This is a genomic window from Shewanella sp. SM95 (assembly GCF_025653595.1).
Lineage (GTDB): Bacteria > Pseudomonadota > Gammaproteobacteria > Enterobacterales > Shewanellaceae > Shewanella > Shewanella oncorhynchi.
This window is the reverse complement of record NZ_JAKKSE010000005.1, coordinates 62,191-81,576: the sequence shown is the minus strand read 5'-3', so window position 1 is coordinate 81,576 and position 19,386 is coordinate 62,191. Positions and strand designations below refer to the sequence as shown.

Here is a 19,386-nt window from a genome sequence, read left to right as displayed (position 1 = left end):
TCTAGCGATGTTAGGAACAGGCTCGAAGCAGTATCAGCTAAAAAGAGCACGTTGAAATAACGGCGTTTAATCGCTAACCAAACCCTGCTCACTCAGTTATGTGTGAAATAAAATCACACATTAAACACATGATTTTAAAGTAATAAAACTTACAAGAATTCCAGCGCTATCTGTTTTAGCAGAAAAGTTTCACGCTCTATTGATTGGCCTTTATGGGGATGATTACGCTGAATATCTTCATTATGGGCGATTGCTTGATGAATATTGAGCCATTGAGGCCGCATGCCATTTTTTATCTCATGGGCTTCTAATCGAGTCTCACCTAAACCACGCTCGCCCAAGGTGGTGTCGATACGGCACACATAACAGAATGACTCCATGTGCACCACGTTCGCTCCCTCACGGTACCAAGGTCGAAACTCTTCGTAACGACCAAAGGGGGCTAACACTTGAATGTCTAGGGCGCCGGTTTCTTCCTGAAGCTCGCGGATCAGTCCATCTTCGAGACTCTCGCCATCGTCAATTCCGCCTCCGGGTAAGCTGTAGTCGCGGTATTTTTGGGTATAAAGTAGCAAAATGTCTTCACCCGATAACACTATCGCGCGGGCAGCTCTGCGATAAAAAACGCGTGCCGTCTGTAGGTTAACCGCAGGATCTTGGGTGGTTCTCAATAAACGCATAGTCGTAGCCATTTGCCGAAAAGGAGTCGCAGCATAAACGAAAATGTGCCAAATGCAGATCAAAAACTGTAGCAGAGGCAATAATCACACTCAGTCCAGTCCGAGTGATTGATAGGTTTTAGCGATTAGACTCTTGATTATTAAAGGCTTAAGCTAAAATCGTTTTGCCCATGATGTTAAGATCGCGATGCATCAGCTCTTTCGCCTGATCCTCATCTTTGGTGCTCATCTTTGGTGCTCATCTTTGGTTCTCATCTTAGTTCTCAACGTAATCCCCAAGCGGCAAAAATGCTCAAGAACATTCAAGCTCACTCATACTCACTCAAGAGCTGGGCCAATTGCTGCTGATAGGCGTAAATAATTTCAGAAGTTTGCTTGTGCGCCGGCATGCGTTGGTAATGGCCAATCACCTGCGACAGGTAGCGTTGTGCTCGCGGCAGGTTTGCTTCATCTAACATCTGCCACATTAACGACCCCGTAGCAGTGATAGATAGACCATTTGGAGCTGCGATTGTACTGACATGGAGGATTTCGTAGAAACGTTGATTCTCTTCCAATAAGAGTTCCGACTTGAGCCCTAGCCCTAAGGCCGAAAGTGATTGCCTGACATAGTAATTATGATGCACGGGACACAAAATAAATTCGAGGGGCCGCAGTGGGTGTTGCGCTAGAATTGCCCGCACTAAGTCCACCAGTATTTCACCACCCACGCCAGCGATGATAATCAACTGTTTATCTTTGTCACTGGTTTGCTCGAGCGGTAAAGCCGCGACATCGAGGCAATGCACTTGCCACTGTGTATGACAACTTAAGTGTGGGTCTATGTCTGGGTTTAAGTCTGGATCTGAGTGTGGCGCTAAGTTTGGATTTAGGCCTGATATGTCAGCGGGAAAGAAACGTTGTAAACGCAGTTCAAGCGCCTGCATTAGCGAAGGCACACAATCAACAAAATGTACGTGGCGGGCAGCGCTCCTTTCTAGCAACAGCATACCAAGCAAACCATGATCGCAGCAGCAATCCCAAATATGATCGTAATGACCAGTGATCATGCTGTTTATCTGTTGTAAACGTTGGCTAATTTTCACGGTTTGACCTTACTGCTGCGGCTCCAAATACTGTAAATCCCACTGTAAATCCCACGCTAAATCCCACGCTAAATTGCATTTTTAAGCAAAAAGAAAGCGCGCATTTTACCCGAGTCAAAAGCAAACCACATCTTTTGTTCGTGCCCTCGCAGTGCTTCCGTCACGTCTGTTACGCCACGCCTTAATGTGGTGAATACGTATGCAGGCCGTTGCGGTTAAAAAGCCATCGCCACTAGTATGCTGTGAGTCACATTCATTATAAAAACAAGGATCAAGGAATGTTCATCAAGACCAACCCTATTCAGTTCACTCGCAGCGACTTAACTGCCTGTCACGTAACAGACTGCCACTTAACAAACAGCCACGCTCGCCAGAGCTCATCGCGACAAAAACTATCGCAAGCGCGATTAAGCCCTACAGCCATCGCCCTTGCAGTCACGAGTCTTTTTAGTGCCAACGTATTTGCTAAAACCGTTACCGTCAGCTCACCCAACCAACAAATTCAAATCAGCTTGAGTGATGATACTGGCCGCCCCGAATATAAAATCGAGTTTCACGGCAAAACAGTCATAGAACAGAGCCGCTTAGGCTTAGTTTTTCAATCCCTTGGCGAACTCGGTCAAGGATTACAGATAAAAAGCAGCGATAAAAAAAGTGCCGATGAAAAGTGGCAACAACCTTGGGGCGAACAGGAATGGATCCGCGATCAGCACAATCAACTGACTGCAGTATTAAGTAATGGCAAGGTGCAACTCGAAATCGAATTTAAAGCCTTTGACTATGGTATTGGCTTTCGCTATCACTTAGCCCCACAAGCTGCCCTGCCCGCCAATTCGCCGCTATTAATAACTGACGAGTTAACCGAGTTCAATGTCGACAAAAGCGATAAAGCTACAGCATGGTGGATCCCTGCCCGCGGCTGGAATCGCTACGAATATTTATATCGCACCACTGCGCTTAAAGACGTCGATAGAGCCCATACCCCCTTCACCTTTAAACTCGCAGACGGTACGCACTTAAGTATCCACGAAGCCGCCTTGGTGGACTTTGCCGCCATGACCTTAGATCAACAGCGCGATGGCAAACTTAAGGCGGATCTCACGCCTTGGTCCGACGGTATTCGCGTCAAAACCCAAGTGGGTTTTTATACGCCATGGCGCACCATTCAAATTGCCGACAAAGCAACTGGGCTACTCAATTCGCACCTCATCCTAAACCTCAATGAACCCAATAAACTCGGCGATGTTACTTGGGTAAAACCAGGGAAATACGTCGGTATTTGGTGGGGAATGCACTTAAACGAAAATACCTGGGGCTCGGGCCCAACCCATGGAGCAACCACCAGTGAAACAAAGCGTTATATGGATTTTGCCGCTCAATATCAGTTTGATGGTGTATTGGTAGAAGGTTGGAATGAAGGTTGGGACGGCGACTGGTTCCACAATGGCGATCAATTTAGCTTTACCAAGGCCTATGCTGATTTCGATCTGCCCGCCATCGCAGCCTACGGGGCAAAACAAAATGTACGCTTAATCGGCCACCATGAAACCGCAGGTTCAGTCACGCATTATCGCGAGCAAATGGCAGATGCCTTCGCCCTGTATGAGCAGCTTGGTGTTACTCAAGTCAAAACGGGCTATGTCGCCGATGCTGGCCAGATCAAGCGCATAGATGACAAAGGCATTACCCGTCACGAGTGGCACGACGGCCAGTTTATGGTCGGTGAGTATTTGCACAATGTCACTGAAGCAGCGAAACACCATATCAGTATCAATACCCACGAGCCGATTAAAGACACAGGCCTGCGCCGAACCTATCCGAACTGGATCTCCCGCGAAGGTGCCCGCGGCCAAGAGTATAATGCTTGGGGTAGCCCACCAAACAGCCCTGAACACACGGCCATGTTACCCTTTACCCGCATGCTTGCGGGTCCAATGGACTTTACCCCGGGAATTTTTGACTTAGCGCCCAAGGGGTTGGATGCTGAAAATCGTGTGCAAACCACATTGACCAAACAGCTCGCCTTGTACGTTGTGCTCTATAGCCCAATCCAAATGGCAGCGGATCTGCCGCGCAATTATGAAAAGCACTTAGATGCCTTCCAATTTATCCGCGATGTGCCCACAGATTGGTATCAAAGTGTCGCGCTGGCCGGTGAAGTCGGTGACTATGTGGTCTTTGCTCGCCAAGCGAAGGATCAAGGTGATTGGTACTTAGGCGCACTCACGGATGAAACCGCACGCACGGTCACGGTCAAACTGGATTTCCTCTCCCCGAATAAACGTTATCAAGCACAAATTTACCGCGATGGCGCAAAAGCCGATTGGAAAACCAACCCCTATGATTATGTGATTGAGACTAAAGAAGTGAGCGCTAAAGATAGCCTCAACCTCGTACTTGCCAGCAGTGGCGGTACAGCAATAAGGTTCAAAGTGCTTTAGGTTTGGCTTTAAAATCAGTGCGTTAACAACGTGTTTAAACGAATGTGAAAATACAGAGTAAAAAACAGAAAGTCACCAAGGATATACCTTGTCTTTGGTGACTTTTTATCGCCAACTAACACCAGTTGATCCCAGTACAAACGTAAAAGTTGATCATGGTCGAGGCGTCTATTCAGCTAGTGCCAATTAGCTGTCAAATCGGTATAAACCGAATAAACAGGTTGTAAATGCTTCTGGCTAACCAGCAACAGCATAGACAGACCATGCCAGTCCAAGGCAAATGCGTACAACCAACACAGGTGCAAAAATGCCTCAGTTAGATTAATCTGACCTTCCTTTCTTCCTTATGGTGCTCAGCTTGCGATATCGGGCAAATTTATTAGAAATGCGCAGCTTTAAACGTTTCGAAACTGAACTCGCGCACTTAGGCTTTAGCCATTTCCAACCCTTAGCGCCACTTCGCCCTTGGGTGCAGCGCTACTTTCATTTGCGCGTTGCGACTGATTTACCGCAGAGCATTGAACAGACATTTTACCCAGACGGCGGCACTAGCCTGCATTTCTATTTCCCAACGCTAACTCAAACGCTCAGCGGCGATGAACCTCAAGTGTTATTTCATTGTGGTCAGAGCCGACATTCCCACGCCTTTTTACCAGGAATCGAGCTGATGACAGTTCGTTTTCACCCCGGCGGCGCGTTTCATTTACTCGGCATTGAACTGCAAGATATTATGTCTACTTCATCAGTGACGACTATTGATGCGACGCAATTGCAGCTAACAGGATTGGATCAACTGCTATCACAACTGGCGCAAACCAATCTGCCAGCCCAACGCGTCGCTCTACTTGAGCACTGGTTATTGCAGCTCAACCAGCGGCAATGTGATGTGGCCTTATCTCGACATAAAAGCGCTATGATTAGCTTAGTGCAGGCGAGTTTACCAAAGCTTACTCAAACCCAAGCCAGTTTAGAGGATTTCTATAGACAACTGCCCCTAAGTCGCCGCCAGTTTGAACGAAGATTTAAACAAGAAACCGGATTATCACCCGCGCAGTTACTGCAATTAAACAGAGTCAAAATCGCCCGAAACTTACTCAGCCAATCACCTAACCTCAGCCTAGTGCAGGTCGCATTCGATTGCGGATTTTACGATCAAGCCCATCTACATCAACACTTTGTACGGGTGACACAGCAAACTCCAGGACAATACAAAAAGCGTAAAATGTCGCAAATCTCCAATCCTACATAGCGCTAACAGCTTAGATTGAAGCCTCAGCTTATAGGAGGTTTTTATGTCAGAACGTATACCACGCCAGCAAATTTACCAGCTACAACCCACACTCGCTAACGCACTGCTCAGCTTAGACAAAGCAGCCGGCGACTCCCACTTTTCGCCATTACTGGTGCATTTAGTCAAGCTTAGAGCATCGCAACTCAATGGCTGCGCGTTTTGTCAGCGAATGCACGCCGAGGAAGCCAGAAGCGACGGTGAAGAACAGCTGCGTTTAGATTTACTTGCCGCTTGGCAGGAGGTCGATGGAATCTTTAATGAACGGGAACGTGCAGCGCTGCTCTGGACAGAAATCTTAACCCAAGTTGCTACTGCCCCCGTGCATGACAGTCAATATACGGCGCTTGCAGAGTATTATTCCGAGAAAGAAATTGTCGACCTCACCAGCTTAATCATTGCCATTAATGGCTGGAACCGCGTCGCGATTGCCTTCCACTTGCAACCCATCTAGCGGTAAATAAACAGGGCACCGAATCGGGTGCCCTGCTTGTTAATATCACTATGTGTAGTTCTTATCACTATACCATTTGTATAACTAACTTAATGTCAGTGCCACTATTTTAAGTGGATGATTGTCATCGAACGAAGGGAAATCCTCATGGGGATCGAGCCAAGTGTGCGTAGTGACTGTACGACCTTGTTTTTCAACGCAGCGCACTAAACTGTCAAACCATGCTTGGCGCTCGACTTTCGCCACATTGTTACAGCAAACGATAGTGCCACCGACTTTGGTCGCCATTAATGCGGGCTTAAACAAACCTTGATAATCATTGACCAAATCGACAATACCAAAAGCACTCTTGGCATAACGCGGCGGATCGAGGAACACCAGATCAAACTGGGTTTGCGCCAATTTGGGATAACTCGGTAATTTTTGATTGCGGCGCCCTCCCACACTCAAGCCTGCCAATTGGCGCAGGGCCGGAAACGCATCACTCTGCACAAACTCACATACATTCGACACCTGATTTAACGCCGCATTCGCTTTGCCCGTCGCTAAAGCAAAGGAAGAAAAATCAACATTCATCACCTGAGTCGCACCGCCGATAGCTGCCGCAGTACCAATGCCGCAGGTGTAGGAAAACAAATTCAGCACAGTTTTATCTTGGCTGTGTGCCCGCACATATTCGCGGCCAATACGCATATCGAGGAATAACAGCGGATCTTGTCCTTCGTGGCGCAGTTTAGTGCTGAACTTGATGCCATTTTCCTGCATTACTCGCTCAGAACTCGCAATCTCTGTCAGTGCGGGTGATAAGGCATTCAATACACGGGAATGGCCTAAAGAACGATCGTTATACACAATCGGCAAATCGGCCTGTTGCAACAAAACAGTGCCGACATCAACCAACTCTTCGTCGGTTAAGGTTTGATGAAAACTCTGCACTAGCCAAGTATCGCCGTAGCGATCGACATTCAAGCCACTCACGCCTTCAACTGTGCCATGGAACACCCGAAAACAATCGGTTTTATCCTGTTCAGCTTGTTGTAAAAAATCATGGCGTTTCGCCAGAGCCGTCGATAACAGCGTTTGAATAGACATAAAAAGTGGGACTCGCGCAGCGGAAACCTGCGTAAGGTTTCAAGAGGGAAAACGGCATAATACCAAACTAGGTCGCAGAATATCGGAAAAGTTCGCCCCGAAAACAGCATAAACACCGACTAACACCCAAATGGGCGGAACTCTATGTCCCCCAACCCGCCAAGCCTGTTATAACCAAGTACACGGAATAATTTTCAAACAAAGATGTAGGTTAAATCACTTCAAGCAACGGCTCTAACCCTGGCGCCGTTTTAGTCGGCACAAACTCTATCACCTCAAACTCAGCAACATCGGCAATGCAGAAAGGATCTTGCTGCAAAATAGCCTCTAGCGCCGCGCGACTTTCAGCCTTGGCGAGGATGACGCCACCGGTACGTGGCACTTTGCGACCCGAGGCGACAAAAGTCCCTGCGGCATAATACTCATCAAGATAAGCAATATGGGCGGCTAAATGTAACTCCACTTCTGCAATTGGCTTTTTATAGGTAAGCGAGACAACAAACATAGGGATCCTTTAATCAACTGAAAAAATTTAAAATAATCGAACGAAAAACACTTAATCTGGCGATCATCATAAGCTAAGTACCTATCTGATCCCACCATATCTAGGCTGGCTATTATCATAGTGCAGAGTGCGCGACTTTCGAGTCAAGCTATCGGTATCTGTACTGGATATTTATTGCATGCTGACTCTTATTAAGTGCATTTAACTCGCCGTCAGTTATGCTGCGGTTGATTTTATCACTCAGTTAACATCCGCAATAACAATACCCTTTTTTCTAAAAAATAATGCAATGACTGATCATCAAGTATTCCAACAAGATTAGAGAGTTATTTGAGCATTCCAGCAAGCCTATGACTATTGATAAACCGTCTAGATGCGTTACACCTATGTTTCCATCCAGTTACTAAGCCATGATGAATACGTATGTAAGCAGTTGTGCAAAAATCTACGCCGAGGCTACTATAAATCCGCTCGTTTCACCCTCTGCTTGTGGGGTTTGAAATCTGTGAGGTCGTTTCTGATAGGGTTACATACAAGGATTGCTATCAGGCTTAAGTTCTTTCTGCTGACTGGCTTTAGGCCACTCACTTGGGCTAATCCCTTTGAATTAAGGTGTTAGGTCCAAATTTGAAATGAATTTATCGGCGAATATGCTTCTGAGGGAGGAGTATATTCGCCATTTTTTCACAGAGTACATTCATGGCATGCGCGAAAGCACCATGAATAAGCCATAAATCTGACTCTTAGCTTTTATTGTATGCTCTTGGCTGTGATGAAATAGCTCACCACATAAAAGCAAAGTACAGTGCCAATCCATTGCTAGGCAAAACAATTAAAACAATAAGCACTCAAGGCAGAACGACTGCCGGCAACAGAAAGGAAGTTCAATGTCTTCGAATTACCAGCAAGATCCCCATCAAGCCGCAGCACCTCAGTTGCCGCATGCATTCAAGCAACAACCTGAGTTGAGTTTCTGGCAAATTTTTAATATGTGTTTCGGTTTTTTAGGTATTCAATTTGGATTTGCCCTGCAAAATGCCAACGTCAGCCGCATTTTTCAAACCTTAGGGGCTTCTATCGATGAAATTCCCATTCTGTGGATTGCCGCACCACTGACGGGTTTATTGGTTCAACCTATTATTGGTTATTTGAGTGATAACACTTGGGGACGCCTTGGCCGTCGCCGCCCCTATTTTTTGATTGGCGCGATTTTTACTACCCTTGCCATTTTCATCATGCCGCACTCGCCTACCCTGTGGATTGCCGCTGGCATGTTATGGATCATGGATGCCTCGATCAACATCGCCATGGAGCCGTTTCGCGCCTTCGTCGGTGACAATTTACCGAAAAGCCAACGTACCCAAGGCTATGCCATGCAAAGCTTTTTCATCGGCATTGGCGCTGTGGTCGCTTCGGCCTTACCCTATATTTTGACTCACTTTTTTGATGTTGCGAATACTGCACCAGCGGGTGAAATTGCCGATTCAGTGCGTTATGCTTTCTATTTCGGTGGCACAGTATTATTGCTCGCGGTCACTTGGACTGTCGTATCCTCAAGAGAATATTCCCCTGAAGAATTAGCCGCCTTTAACGCAAAACAAGTCGATGCTGAAGATGAAACCTTAGCCCGCACTCGTACCCGCAAGGACTATCAATTTGCCTCCTTCGTGTGGATGGGTCTCGGCGCCCTGCTAACCTTCGCTATTTGGGCGCAGGATTTAGACAAGCAGCTGTATATTTTGAGCTTAGGGATTTTCGCCTTTGGCCCATTACAACTGTATTGCGCGCTGCGTTTGGGCAATTCACAACCCGCTGAACGCAATAAGCTCGGCATGGTATTTAGCGTGGTCGATGACTTGTTCCATATGCCCAAAGCCATGCATCAACTGGCGATCGTGCAGTTTTTCTCTTGGTTCGCACTGTTTGCCATGTGGATTTACACCACAGCCGCCGTGACGTCTTACCATTTTGGCAGCAGCGATGTATTGTCCCAAGCTTATAACGACGGCGCAGATTGGGTCGGCGTACTGTTCGCCTCCTACAATGGTTTTGCCGCCATTGCCGCGATTTTTATTCCTATGCTGGCTAAGCGTATTGGCATCAAGCTGACCCACACAGTCAATATGTTCTGTGGTGGTATAGGTTTGATTAGTTTCTTTTTTATTACAGACCCAAGCCTGTTATGGCTGCCTATGATAGGTGTCGGTATCGCGTGGGCGTCAATTTTATCTGTGCCCTACGCCATGTTGTCGAGCATGTTACCCCCGCAAAAAATGGGCGTTTACATGGGGATTTTTAACTTCTTCATCGTCATCCCGCAGCTTCTTGCCGCCAGTGTGCTGGGTTTAGTGCTCAATGGTCTGTTCGATGGTCAACCTATTTATGCACTGATCACAGGTGGCGTCTTGATGATGTGTGCAGGCATTGCCGTATTATTTGTCGACCAAGACGTTGTCGAACAAAATAACCCAAATAATCAAAGTACAGCAATGAACCACAAGACCCACTTAATCACGAAAGCCACAGACAAATTAACAAATAAAAGTTAGCTCTTTATAGCAGCGATACACATTAGGCGACATGCAGCAATGCATGTTAAGCGCGGTGAATTCGGTCATTTGGCTAATCACAGCTGCATAAAATATCTTTATCAATTCAATCACTATAAAAATAAAACCATTATTTGGGGAGAACGAGATGGAATCGAGTCCTACGCCGCAGCAGGATCTGCACACCAGCCAAAACCGTCACACACAAGCGTTAACAAGGCACAGCCGCCTAGCGCTTGCCGTCGCCGCAAGCCTATTGGGGATAATAGGGTTAGCGGCCTGTTCACCCACATCGAATTCAGCAACAACTGCCACAAGTGTGAATGCCGCGCCAAGTGTGCAGCGGGTTGCGCCCGGCGCACCGGGTAAAGCGCCCACTTGGGCATTTTCGGGTAAAACTGGTATTGGGACGTCTTACGAGCCTTACACCCAAGGTCAATACCAAGATGCTAAGCAAAATCCCATTAGCCGCGTTTGGTTCTCCCTCGCCCAAGGTATTTTGACCGAAACCATGTATGGTCTTATTCACAATGCGCAGCTCAAAGAACTGCAATTTGTGATCACGGGAAATGGCTTTGTTGATACCGAAAAAGAGAACACCATCAGCAGCATAGAATATTTAGATACAGATACTAATGGTCGCCCGCAATCCCTTGCCTATAAAATTATCAATAAAGATGTTGAAGGTAAGTATCAGATTGAAAAGCATATCTTTACCGATCCAGACCGCGACACTTTGATGATGCGCGTGACCTTTACCGCCTTTGAAGACGGCATTACACCGCATTTGTATGTCAACCCGCATATCGACAATGCGGGCGCCAATGATATCGGCCGCATCGACACTCATACAAAGAATCAGGCGCTGGTGGCCTATACCGCCGCCAAAGACAGTAGCGTAATGACGGTAAAATCCGATCTGAATTTTGTGCAGGCAACCACTGGGTTTGTCGGCGTCTCCGATGGCCTAACCGATTTGGCCGATAACGGCAAACTCGATACGCCCTATCAAATAACCAGTGCGCAAGATAAATCGACCGTTGGCAATATCGCCTTTACCGCGAGTTACCCTACGCTCATCAAAGCCAAACCCGTCACTTTTAATCTCGCCATCGGTTTTGGTAAAGATGAAGCACAGAGTTTAGCCAATGCCGATGCCACCTTGGCCGCAGGTTATGATTCTGTGCTGAGTGCCTACAAAGGCGATGCCACCCATGTCGGCTGGCACGATTACTTAAGCTCGCTGCCCGCCATCGCTAACATGGCCAACAACACGACCGATAACGGTAAGCTGCTGTATACCAGTGCTATGGTCTTGAAAGCTCAGGAAGATAAAACCTATGCGGGCGCACTTATCGCCTCGTTATCTAATCCTTGGGGCGATACGGTTTCGGCAGCCGTGCCGAGCACTGGCTATAAAGCGGTATGGCCGCGCGACTTTTACCAATGCGCCATGGCATTCCTCGCCATGGGTGACACACAAACGCCCAAAGTGGCCTTCGAATACCTGAAAAAAGTGCAAGTGACCGAAAAGACGCCCGGCTTTACGGGTACGCCCGGTTGGTTCCTGCAAAAGACCCATGTGGATGGCCAAATTGAATGGGTCGGCGTGCAACTCGATCAAACTGCCATGCCTATCATGCTCGGCTGGAAACTCTGGCAAGCGGGCGTACTCACCCCTGATGAGATCAGTCACTGGTATCAAGAGATGCTCAAAGGTGCTGCGGACTTTTTGATCAGCGGCGGTGAGATCAATCTGGATTGGAATCACACCCAAATCACCCCGCCCAAAACCCAGCAAGAGCGTTGGGAAGAACAAGCGGGTTACTCCCCCTCAACAACGGCCGCAGTGATTGCCGGTCTTGTTGCCGCGAGTGACATCGCCAAAGAAGCCAAGGATATCGACTCCAGCAGCCGTTATCTTGCTGCCGCTAAAAGCTTAAGTGACAGCTTGGAAAAGCATTTAGTCACCACCCAAGGACTATTGAAGAACAGCGCAGGCGTCAGCGCGCCCTACTATTTACGTTTAAGCCCGAATGGCGAACCAAATACTCGCGATACACTGGCGGCGAATAACGGTAAGCAAGGTTTAGATCAGCGTCAGATCCTCGATGGCGGATTTTTAGAACTAGTGCGTTATGGCGTGCGCGGTGCAACAGACAAGCTCATCAATCAAAGTCTTCAACTGATTGATAATACAGAGCTTGAGCACAACCTACGCATAAAATACGAGTTTACCGCCAAAGATGGCAGCACTATCCCAGGCTTTAGACGTTATGGCAACGACGGCTACGGTGAGGATACGGTTTCTGGCAATAACTACGCAGAATCCGGCAGCAACAGCGCCAATCAACGTGGCCGAGTCTGGCCCTTCTTCACCGGCGAGCGCGGTCATTTTGAATTAGCACTCGCCCAAGCGAAAGGCGAGCTAACAGGCAATAACGCCCAGCAAACCAAGCTGCAGTTGATCAACACCTATGTGCAGGGCATGGAAACGTTTGCGAATGCTGGCATGATGTTACCCGAGCAAGCGTGGGACGGTGTCGGCGACGCCACCCGTTATCATTACCAACTCGGACAAGGCACCAACTCTGCCACACCGCTTGCCTGGACCCATGCCGAATACATCAAACTGGTGCGCTCAATGACCGATGGCCAAGTCTGGGATTATTACCCTATCGTCCCATCGGCATTGAAATGACAAGTTGAAATAGCCAATTAAAATAGCCAATTAAAATAGCGCATTAGCTTAACGATACTTTGATAAATTGCAGGCTAGAACAGCATCCTAGATATTGTTCTAGCTTTTTTATAGACGGTTTTATGATGCCTGATTTAGCGCCCGCTTTTCATCGGCTTATGCTGCGGGTAATCTTGCGGCGTGCAACCAAATTGCATTTTAAAGGCGGCACTGAAACTGCTGACACTCAAATAACCTAAACTATGGGCCACCATAGTTGTGCTCTCCCCTTGGCTTAAGCTCTCAAGCGAATTTAACAAACGAAATCTTTGTCGCCATTGTCGATAAGTAAGCCCAGTTTCAGCTTTGAATAGTCGCTCAATCGTTCTCACACTCGCGCCGCCCATTTCGGCTAACTCAGTCAGTGAGTAACTCACTTTTGGACGTCGGATCAGCGTTTGGATCAAGCGGCTGAGTCTTGGATCTGAGCCTGCGGGTAAATGGGCATCCAGACTGTCCAGAGTTTGGAGCTCATCGATGGCAACCAAACCCAGCCGATGCAGTTGTCCACTGTCCATAAGATGTGAACTTTCACAAAGTTTAAGCACTAATTCGCGCATCAGCGCTGTCATAGTCACCATCACCACTTGTGTATCCTGTGGCCTAACGCCATAACTAGGGTCAATATAAATATTGCGAGTATGGGCGTGGGTTTCACTGTTCACTTGATGGGGCAAATTGTAAGGGATCCAAACGGCATGGGTTGAGGGTACCACCCAAACGGCATTTTCACTGCGAACACGTAACAAACCTTTGGCGGCCCAAAGTAGCTGACCCCGCGGGTGCGAGTGAGGCTCGATGCCCGCTTCCGCCGCCATATTGCGAGTATGGGTCAGCACGGGCCGATTGGCATCTATGATAAACGCCGCATCACTGGGTGTTAACAATGTCGCTTTAGGAACATACTTTGACATATTACCTTCTTAAAACGCCAAACCAAGTCAGTTATCTTAGTAGGCATCTTTTACGTATTCAACCCAATAGGTCAGTAAACATGAAACGTTTTATTGGCGTTAAACAGCTAGTGTGTTTCAGTGCACTGTTGATCGCTACTTTACTTGCGCTTTTTCCGCTAAGTCAGCATCCCGCGATGTTTTCCTACAGCGCAGGCGTAGTGTTAGTGACCTTGATGTTTTGGAGCACAGGTTTCTTCCCGCCCTTTATGGCGGGGTTAATCTTTTTTGCCCTTGCCACCATTTTTAAACTCATTGAGCCGAGTATACTTTTCTCCGGATTCGGCTCAACTGCGGTGTGGTTAATCATTTCGGGGTTTGTGATCGGCAGTGCCATCACTCAGTCTGGCTTAAGTCGCAGAATGGCCAGTTTGATTGCCCCCATACTGACCTCAAGTTATCCACGCTTGATTGCGGGTTTGGTCTTTAGTGCCGTGCTGCTTGGCTTTGTGATGCCCTCATCCGTTGGCCGTGCAGTGGTCATGGTGCCAATTGGTATGGCGTTAGCTGAGCAAGTCGGTTTTGCTCGTGGTAGCCATGGGCGGATAGGCATTGCGACCGCCTTGGCACTGGCGTGTAACATGCCCAGTTTTGCCGTGTTGCCCGCGAATATTCCCAACATGATATTAGCGGGTTCCAGTGAGAATCTATTCAATATCCACTTTGGTTATACTGAGTATCTCTTATTGCATTTTCCAATCCTTGGTTTACTCAAATCGATATTGATTGTGGCGCTAGTTATCTTCCTATTTCCTGCAAAAATTGATAAAAATCAGCCTGAACGCGTTATTGAAAAAGAAGCTTATAACCTTGGTATTCAAAAGAAAGTTGCACTGTTACTGGCGATTACTTTGCTCTTTTGGGTGACTGACTCGCTGCACGGCATCAACCCCGCTTGGGTAGGATTAACAACGGCTATCTTGTTATTGCTCCCAAAATGGGGAGTGCTTGAGCCTAAGAGTTTTAATAGTTCAGTGGATTTGTCGACCGTCATTTTTGTCGCGGCGGCCTTAGGTCTGGGAGCATTGGTCAATCATTCCGGGCTCGGCACTGCGCTAGGTCAACTGTTCAGTGAATGGTTACCCTTGCAGCAAGGGGCATCGTTCCTGAATTTTATGTCGTTATCGTTAATCGCGACGCTAACAGGATTAGTGGCAACGGTTCCAGGCGTGCCGACTGTGTTATCCCCCATGGCGGCAGACTTTGCCAATGCAACTGGCTTCTCCACCCCTGCGGTATTAATGACGCAGGTGATCGGGTTTTCAACCGTGATTTTTCCTTATCAGGTGGCTCCTTTGATTTTGGCGATGCAATTATCCCAAGAGCCATTAACTAAACTACTTCGCATCACCTTACCTCTAGCGGCAATAACTCTAGTTGCACTCATGCCACTGGATTATTTATGGTGGCTATGGCTCGGTTGGATTAACTAAATTGCGTTAACTAAAGCGGGTTAACTAAAGTGCGTTAACTGAATTAAATGGACGAAACGCTCACCCTTGGCGATATTCAAGCCGTCAAGGGTGCTTTAGAGCAGCCATCATCAATTGCTCAGCACTCGACAGCACTTGGGTCGATAACATAACTCTCCCCACATAAATTCTTTCGATAAGCTTCGTAGTTAGACTATACTGTTTATATGTACAGTGTATTGTGATTTATTATGATGCTTCTAGGCCGCTTCGCCAAACATACCCAATATCAGCTCTCGTTATTTAGCTCCTTGATTGCCGCAGGATTTCCGTCACCGGCCCAAGACTATGTAGAACAAACATTAGATCTCAATGAGTTATGCATCAAACACCCTGCCGCCACGTTTTTTGTCAAAGTCCAAGGGGATTCGATGATCGAAGCGGGGATTTTCTCCGGTGATATTTTGGTGGTAGATCGCTCACTACAGCCAGCCCACGGTGATACCGTTGTCGCAGCGGTGAACGGTGAGTTTACCGTAAAGCAATTACAGCTACGCCCTGTGGTGCAATTGCTACCACGTAATGCCTTATTCTCCCCGATTGCCATCAATGATGAGTCTGAGTTAAACATCTTTGGGGTGGTGACCAACGTGGTAAAAAAGCTCAAATGACGCCCTCATTATTTGCCCTCGTCGATTGCAATAATTTTTATGCCTCCTGTGAGCGGATGTTTAGGCCAGATTTGATTGGTAGGCCGATTGTGGTGTTATCCAACAACGATGGCTGCGTCGTCGCCCGCTCGGCAGAGGCAAAACACCTTGGCATCAAGATGGCGGTGCCTGTGTATCAAATCGCAAACCAACTCCGCCAGCATCAGGTTGCGGTATTCTCCTCTAACTATGCCCTCTACGCCGACATATCAAATAGAGTCATGACCACCTTAGAGCAAATGGTACCGAAAGTAGAAGTGTATAGTATTGATGAAGCGTTTTTAGACCTTTCTCGTCTCGATAAATGCACTGATATTCATCAGCTTGCACTTGATATTTATCACCGAATACCGCAGTGGATTGGGATCAGCGTTTGCGTCGGCATTGGACCGACAAAAACCCTGGCTAAACTGGCAAACCATGCCGCGAAACGCTATCCCGCGACGCGGGGCGTGGTTGACTTGCGCGACCGTGAACGCCAACGACGACTGATGGCGCTTATCCCTGTCGACGAAGTCTGGGGAATAGGCCGTAGGCTTACAAAACGCTTGAACATCATGGGCATAAATACCGCGTTGCAATTGGCGGATGCGCATCCAAAGCTTATCCGCGACACCTTTTCGGTCACCGTTGAGCGCACGGTACGCGAACTTAACGGCATTGCCTGTGATGACATACAAGAGGTCGCCGCCACTAAGCAACAAATTATCAGCTCCCGATCCTTTGGCAGTCGTATTGATAATTTAGAAGCGATGCAACAGGCGATCAATGAGTACACTTTTAGGGCCTGTGAAAAACTACGTTCCGAGCGCCAATACGCTAAAGCGATGTCAGTATTTGTGCGTACTAGCCCTTTTAGCGATGCAACTCCCCAGTACAGCAAATCGCTGTCGGGCAGTTTAGTTCGCCCCAGCAATGATACACGGGATTTTGTCACCCTTGGCCAAAGCCTACTGCAACGCATTTGGCGTGAAGGTCATGCCTATGCAAAAGCAGGGGTTATGTTAGGGGATTTTTTTGGTGCAGGCGTGTTTCAGCTCGGATTATTCGATGACGTCACACCTAGGCCTAAAAGCAAGGAGTTGATGCAATTACTCGATAAAGTGAACCACAGCGGTCATGGAAAAATTTGGTTTGCAGGACAAGGTATTGACCCGACTTGGGGAATGAAGCGTGAGCAGCTTTCCCCACGTTACACCACCCAATGGGCACAATTGCCCATAGTGAAATAATCAGCAAATCCAGTGGCTAAATGACCGCCTGCGAATTACAGACCCCACCTAACTCTAAACTAACTCTAAACTCCATATAGCACTAAAACCCATCTAGATCTAAAAAACATATAGCGCTAAGCCCGTCGGGCGTTAACGCTAAAACGGTATTAACATATACCAAGCTTTGTCTCATTCCGCCTTAACACTCTTCATCGCTGAGATCTTCAAAGTACCAGTAGCCTAGATTCACCCACTCGGTAAGCTGCGTGAGTAAGTCAGCATGGGCTAACCAAGGCGCTAAGGCAGCTTTATCCAACTGATTGCTATCACATAGTAGTGGGATCACTGCAGCCAATTCGGCTGAAAGTTGATACTTATCACCATTAATATAGACAACGCCCTGTGCCACATGAATATCAAAATACAAACAGCGCAGTCCGCCGAGGCGAATAAGCGGCTGCTCATCAAACCAAGCCAGCACTTCGTCTTGAGTGATGTCCAATGGCTCATCGGGTAAATCTAAGGCGCATTTTGACTGAGTTAAATAGCGACCCGAAAACTCGCTCACCAGTTCATCGGTTAACATATTAGTCAGTTGCGTACGTAACCGCGCTAAATCACGATTATCAACACAACCACTGCGCGTTGTCTGCTCGCGGTCTGGATCTTCAATCTGCTGTGTGCCTAAATCTTGCTCAGACAGATGATCGGCCAAAGCACTTACCATATCTTTGGCGGAAGCTGTACGATAACCTACTGAAAAACTTAAAGACTGTTCTAAGGTTATGCCGTCATGGGGGAATCCAGGGGGAATATAAAGGATGTCGCCGGGCAACAACTCAGTATCGATAATCGGTTCAAAGGCTTCTGTGTGCAGCAAAGCAGGATGCGCGGCAAACTCTTTGTGCGGTCCCAGATCGCCTACGCGCCAGCGGCGACGTCCCGAACCTTGGCAAATAAACACATCATACAGATCGATATGCGGCCCCACGCCACCGCCAGGTGTGGCAAAACTCACCATCACATCATCTAAACGCCATCGCGGAATAAAATCAAAACATTGGATCAGGGCTTCTGCATCGGGCACCCAGTTGTTCAAGGCTTGCACGATCAAAGTCCAATCCCGTTCACCGAGATGATCGTAGGAATCAAAAGGGCCAAATTCAGCCTGCCATTGCCCAGCCTGTTGGTACACTCGCCGAGATTCCACCAGCTCATCCATGGCTAAGCCGGCTAACTCTTCGGGCGAGATTAAATCTTGAAAATGTTTGAATCCTTGGCGGATAACCAAAGGTTTTTTCTGCCAATATTCTGCTAAAAATTGCGCGGGCGTTAAGCCATTAATATCGAGTTGCATGGGTCGCTCACAAACCAAACTGTTATTCATAGAGGTAAATGCTAACAGGAAGCGAAACCAAGAAAGCTCGACCGGATCAACAAAGCATTAAGTCTTTTATCAGCGTCAATGTGATAGTGAATTTACTAACGTATTGAATTACAATCGGCTTATCTAAAAGCATTGCGCTGTCAAAGAAGGCAATGCTGACACATTATTTATAGAGTCCACATAAGATCTATGCCTACATCTGCAGCTAACACTTTGGTCGTGCTCGACTTTGAAACCACAGGGCTATCGCCTAATCAAGGGGACCGCGCGATTGAAATCGGAGCTGTGCTGATTGAAAACGGCGTGATCACCCAAAGATTTTCAGAGTTGATGAACCCAGGATTTAGAATAAGTCGTTTTATTGAGGACTACACAGGGATCAGCAATCAAATGCTCAGGGATGCAGCGCCCTGCAATGAAGTGATGGCGCGTTTTGCCGACTTTATCGCCGATCATAACTTAGTCGCCCACAATGCGGCATTTGATCAGCGCTTTTTAGACGCGGAATTTGCCCAAATTCGCCATCGCTATCGAGGACAATTTGGTTGCTCCTTGCTAGTGGCAAGACGGTTATATCAAGCGGCACCGAATCATCAGTTAGGTACTTTAGTGCACTATAAACAGTTACCAAGCGATGGCACCTTTCACCGCGCCTTAGCCGATGCCGAAATGACTGGCCATTTGTGGCTGGCAATGCTGGCAGACCTTCAGCAAGAGTTCGGCGTCAATGCCCCCACCTTCGAGTTACTGCAAAAAATCGCTAAGAAAACCAAAGCAGACGTACCAAAATTTTTGCGTCAATACGCAGGCAAGTGATCTAAAAACAACGCCGCTAAATGATAGTAAAAAGCCGATATATCCTAGGATTATCGGCTT

14 protein-coding genes and 1 pseudogene are annotated in these 19,386 nt (G+C 47.5%); 9 read left to right on the top strand and 6 right to left on the bottom strand.

The window, feature by feature from the left end:
- Window positions 1-149 precede the first annotated feature (149 nt).
- Together L5M29_RS08460 and L5M29_RS08455 are read right to left on the bottom strand one after the other, a co-directional pair.
- Window positions 150-680, bottom strand: coding sequence for an NUDIX hydrolase (locus L5M29_RS08460; RefSeq protein WP_263167303.1), 531 nt, complete (start codon window positions 678-680; stop codon window positions 150-152).
- Between the two features lie 292 nt (window positions 681-972).
- Window positions 973-1,765 (bottom strand): annotated as a pseudogene (locus L5M29_RS08455) (tRNA (adenine(22)-N(1))-methyltransferase).
- A 278-nt stretch (window positions 1,766-2,043) separates the two neighbouring features.
- Between L5M29_RS08455 and L5M29_RS08450 the strand changes: the two are divergent.
- The 3 genes from L5M29_RS08450 (at window position 2,044) to L5M29_RS08440 (ending at window position 5,948) form a co-directional block, all read left to right on the top strand.
- A complete protein-coding gene (locus tag L5M29_RS08450; RefSeq protein ID WP_263167301.1) occupies window positions 2,044-4,206 on the top strand; it encodes a glycoside hydrolase family 97 protein in 2,163 nt (720 codons plus the stop codon).
- 346 nt (window positions 4,207-4,552) lie between these two features.
- Window positions 4,553-5,455, top strand: coding sequence for a helix-turn-helix domain-containing protein (locus L5M29_RS08445; protein WP_263167299.1), 903 nt, complete (start codon window positions 4,553-4,555; stop codon window positions 5,453-5,455).
- A gap of 43 nt (window positions 5,456-5,498) precedes the next feature.
- Entirely contained in the window at window positions 5,499-5,948 is a 450-nt protein-coding gene (locus tag L5M29_RS08440; protein ID WP_263167297.1) for a carboxymuconolactone decarboxylase family protein, read from the top strand.
- Between the two features lie 84 nt (window positions 5,949-6,032).
- Here the strand turns inward: L5M29_RS08440 and L5M29_RS08435 are convergent, their stop codons facing one another.
- Entirely contained in the window at window positions 6,033-7,040 is a 1,008-nt protein-coding gene (locus tag L5M29_RS08435) for a class I SAM-dependent rRNA methyltransferase (RefSeq protein WP_263167296.1), read from the bottom strand.
- Between the two features lie 211 nt (window positions 7,041-7,251).
- Window positions 7,252-7,545, bottom strand: coding sequence for a YciI family protein (locus L5M29_RS08430; protein ID WP_198572268.1), 294 nt, complete (start codon window positions 7,543-7,545; stop codon window positions 7,252-7,254).
- Window positions 7,546-8,432: 887 nt separating this feature from the next.
- On the opposite strand from L5M29_RS08430, the gene L5M29_RS08425 reads away from it, so the two are divergent.
- Together L5M29_RS08425 and L5M29_RS08420 are read left to right on the top strand one after the other, a co-directional pair.
- A complete protein-coding gene (locus L5M29_RS08425) occupies window positions 8,433-10,094 on the top strand; it encodes an MFS transporter (protein ID WP_263167295.1) in 1,662 nt (553 codons plus the stop codon).
- A gap of 148 nt (window positions 10,095-10,242) precedes the next feature.
- The gene (locus L5M29_RS08420; RefSeq protein WP_263167293.1) at window positions 10,243-12,795 is read left to right on the top strand and encodes a glycoside hydrolase family 15 protein; all 2,553 of its coding nucleotides are present in this window, start codon (window positions 10,243-10,245) and stop codon (window positions 12,793-12,795) included.
- A 134-nt stretch (window positions 12,796-12,929) separates the two neighbouring features.
- On the opposite strand, the gene L5M29_RS08415 is transcribed toward L5M29_RS08420, so the two are convergent.
- Window positions 12,930-13,748, bottom strand: a complete 819-nt coding sequence (locus tag L5M29_RS08415) for an AraC family transcriptional regulator (protein WP_263167292.1) — start codon at window positions 13,746-13,748, stop codon at window positions 12,930-12,932.
- Window positions 13,749-13,828: 80 nt separating this feature from the next.
- On the opposite strand from L5M29_RS08415, the gene L5M29_RS08410 reads away from it, so the two are divergent.
- The 3 genes from L5M29_RS08410 to umuC all read left to right on the top strand — a co-directional run bounded on the left by L5M29_RS08410 (window position 13,829) and on the right by umuC (window position 17,141).
- Window positions 13,829-15,220, top strand: a complete 1,392-nt coding sequence (locus tag L5M29_RS08410) for an SLC13 family permease (protein ID WP_263167291.1) — start codon at window positions 13,829-13,831, stop codon at window positions 15,218-15,220.
- 230 nt (window positions 15,221-15,450) lie between these two features.
- The gene (umuD, locus tag L5M29_RS08405; protein ID WP_212601839.1) at window positions 15,451-15,870 is read left to right on the top strand and encodes a translesion error-prone DNA polymerase V autoproteolytic subunit; all 420 of its coding nucleotides are present in this window, start codon (window positions 15,451-15,453) and stop codon (window positions 15,868-15,870) included.
- Complete coding sequence (gene umuC, locus L5M29_RS08400; protein ID WP_263167288.1) at window positions 15,867-17,141, top strand: translesion error-prone DNA polymerase V subunit UmuC; 1,275 nt, start codon at window positions 15,867-15,869, stop codon at window positions 17,139-17,141. Before umuD ends, umuC begins: the two co-directional genes overlap by 4 nt.
- A gap of 181 nt (window positions 17,142-17,322) precedes the next feature.
- On the opposite strand, the gene L5M29_RS08395 is transcribed toward umuC, so the two are convergent.
- Window positions 17,323-18,480: a cupin domain-containing protein gene (locus L5M29_RS08395; protein ID WP_263167286.1), complete on the bottom strand. Its 1,158-nt coding sequence runs from the start codon at window positions 18,478-18,480 to the stop codon at window positions 17,323-17,325.
- A gap of 219 nt (window positions 18,481-18,699) precedes the next feature.
- Between L5M29_RS08395 and L5M29_RS08390 the strand changes: the two genes are divergently transcribed.
- Window positions 18,700-19,326, top strand: a complete 627-nt coding sequence (locus tag L5M29_RS08390; RefSeq protein WP_263167285.1) for a PolC-type DNA polymerase III — start codon at window positions 18,700-18,702, stop codon at window positions 19,324-19,326.
- Window positions 19,327-19,386: the final 60 nt, after the last annotated feature.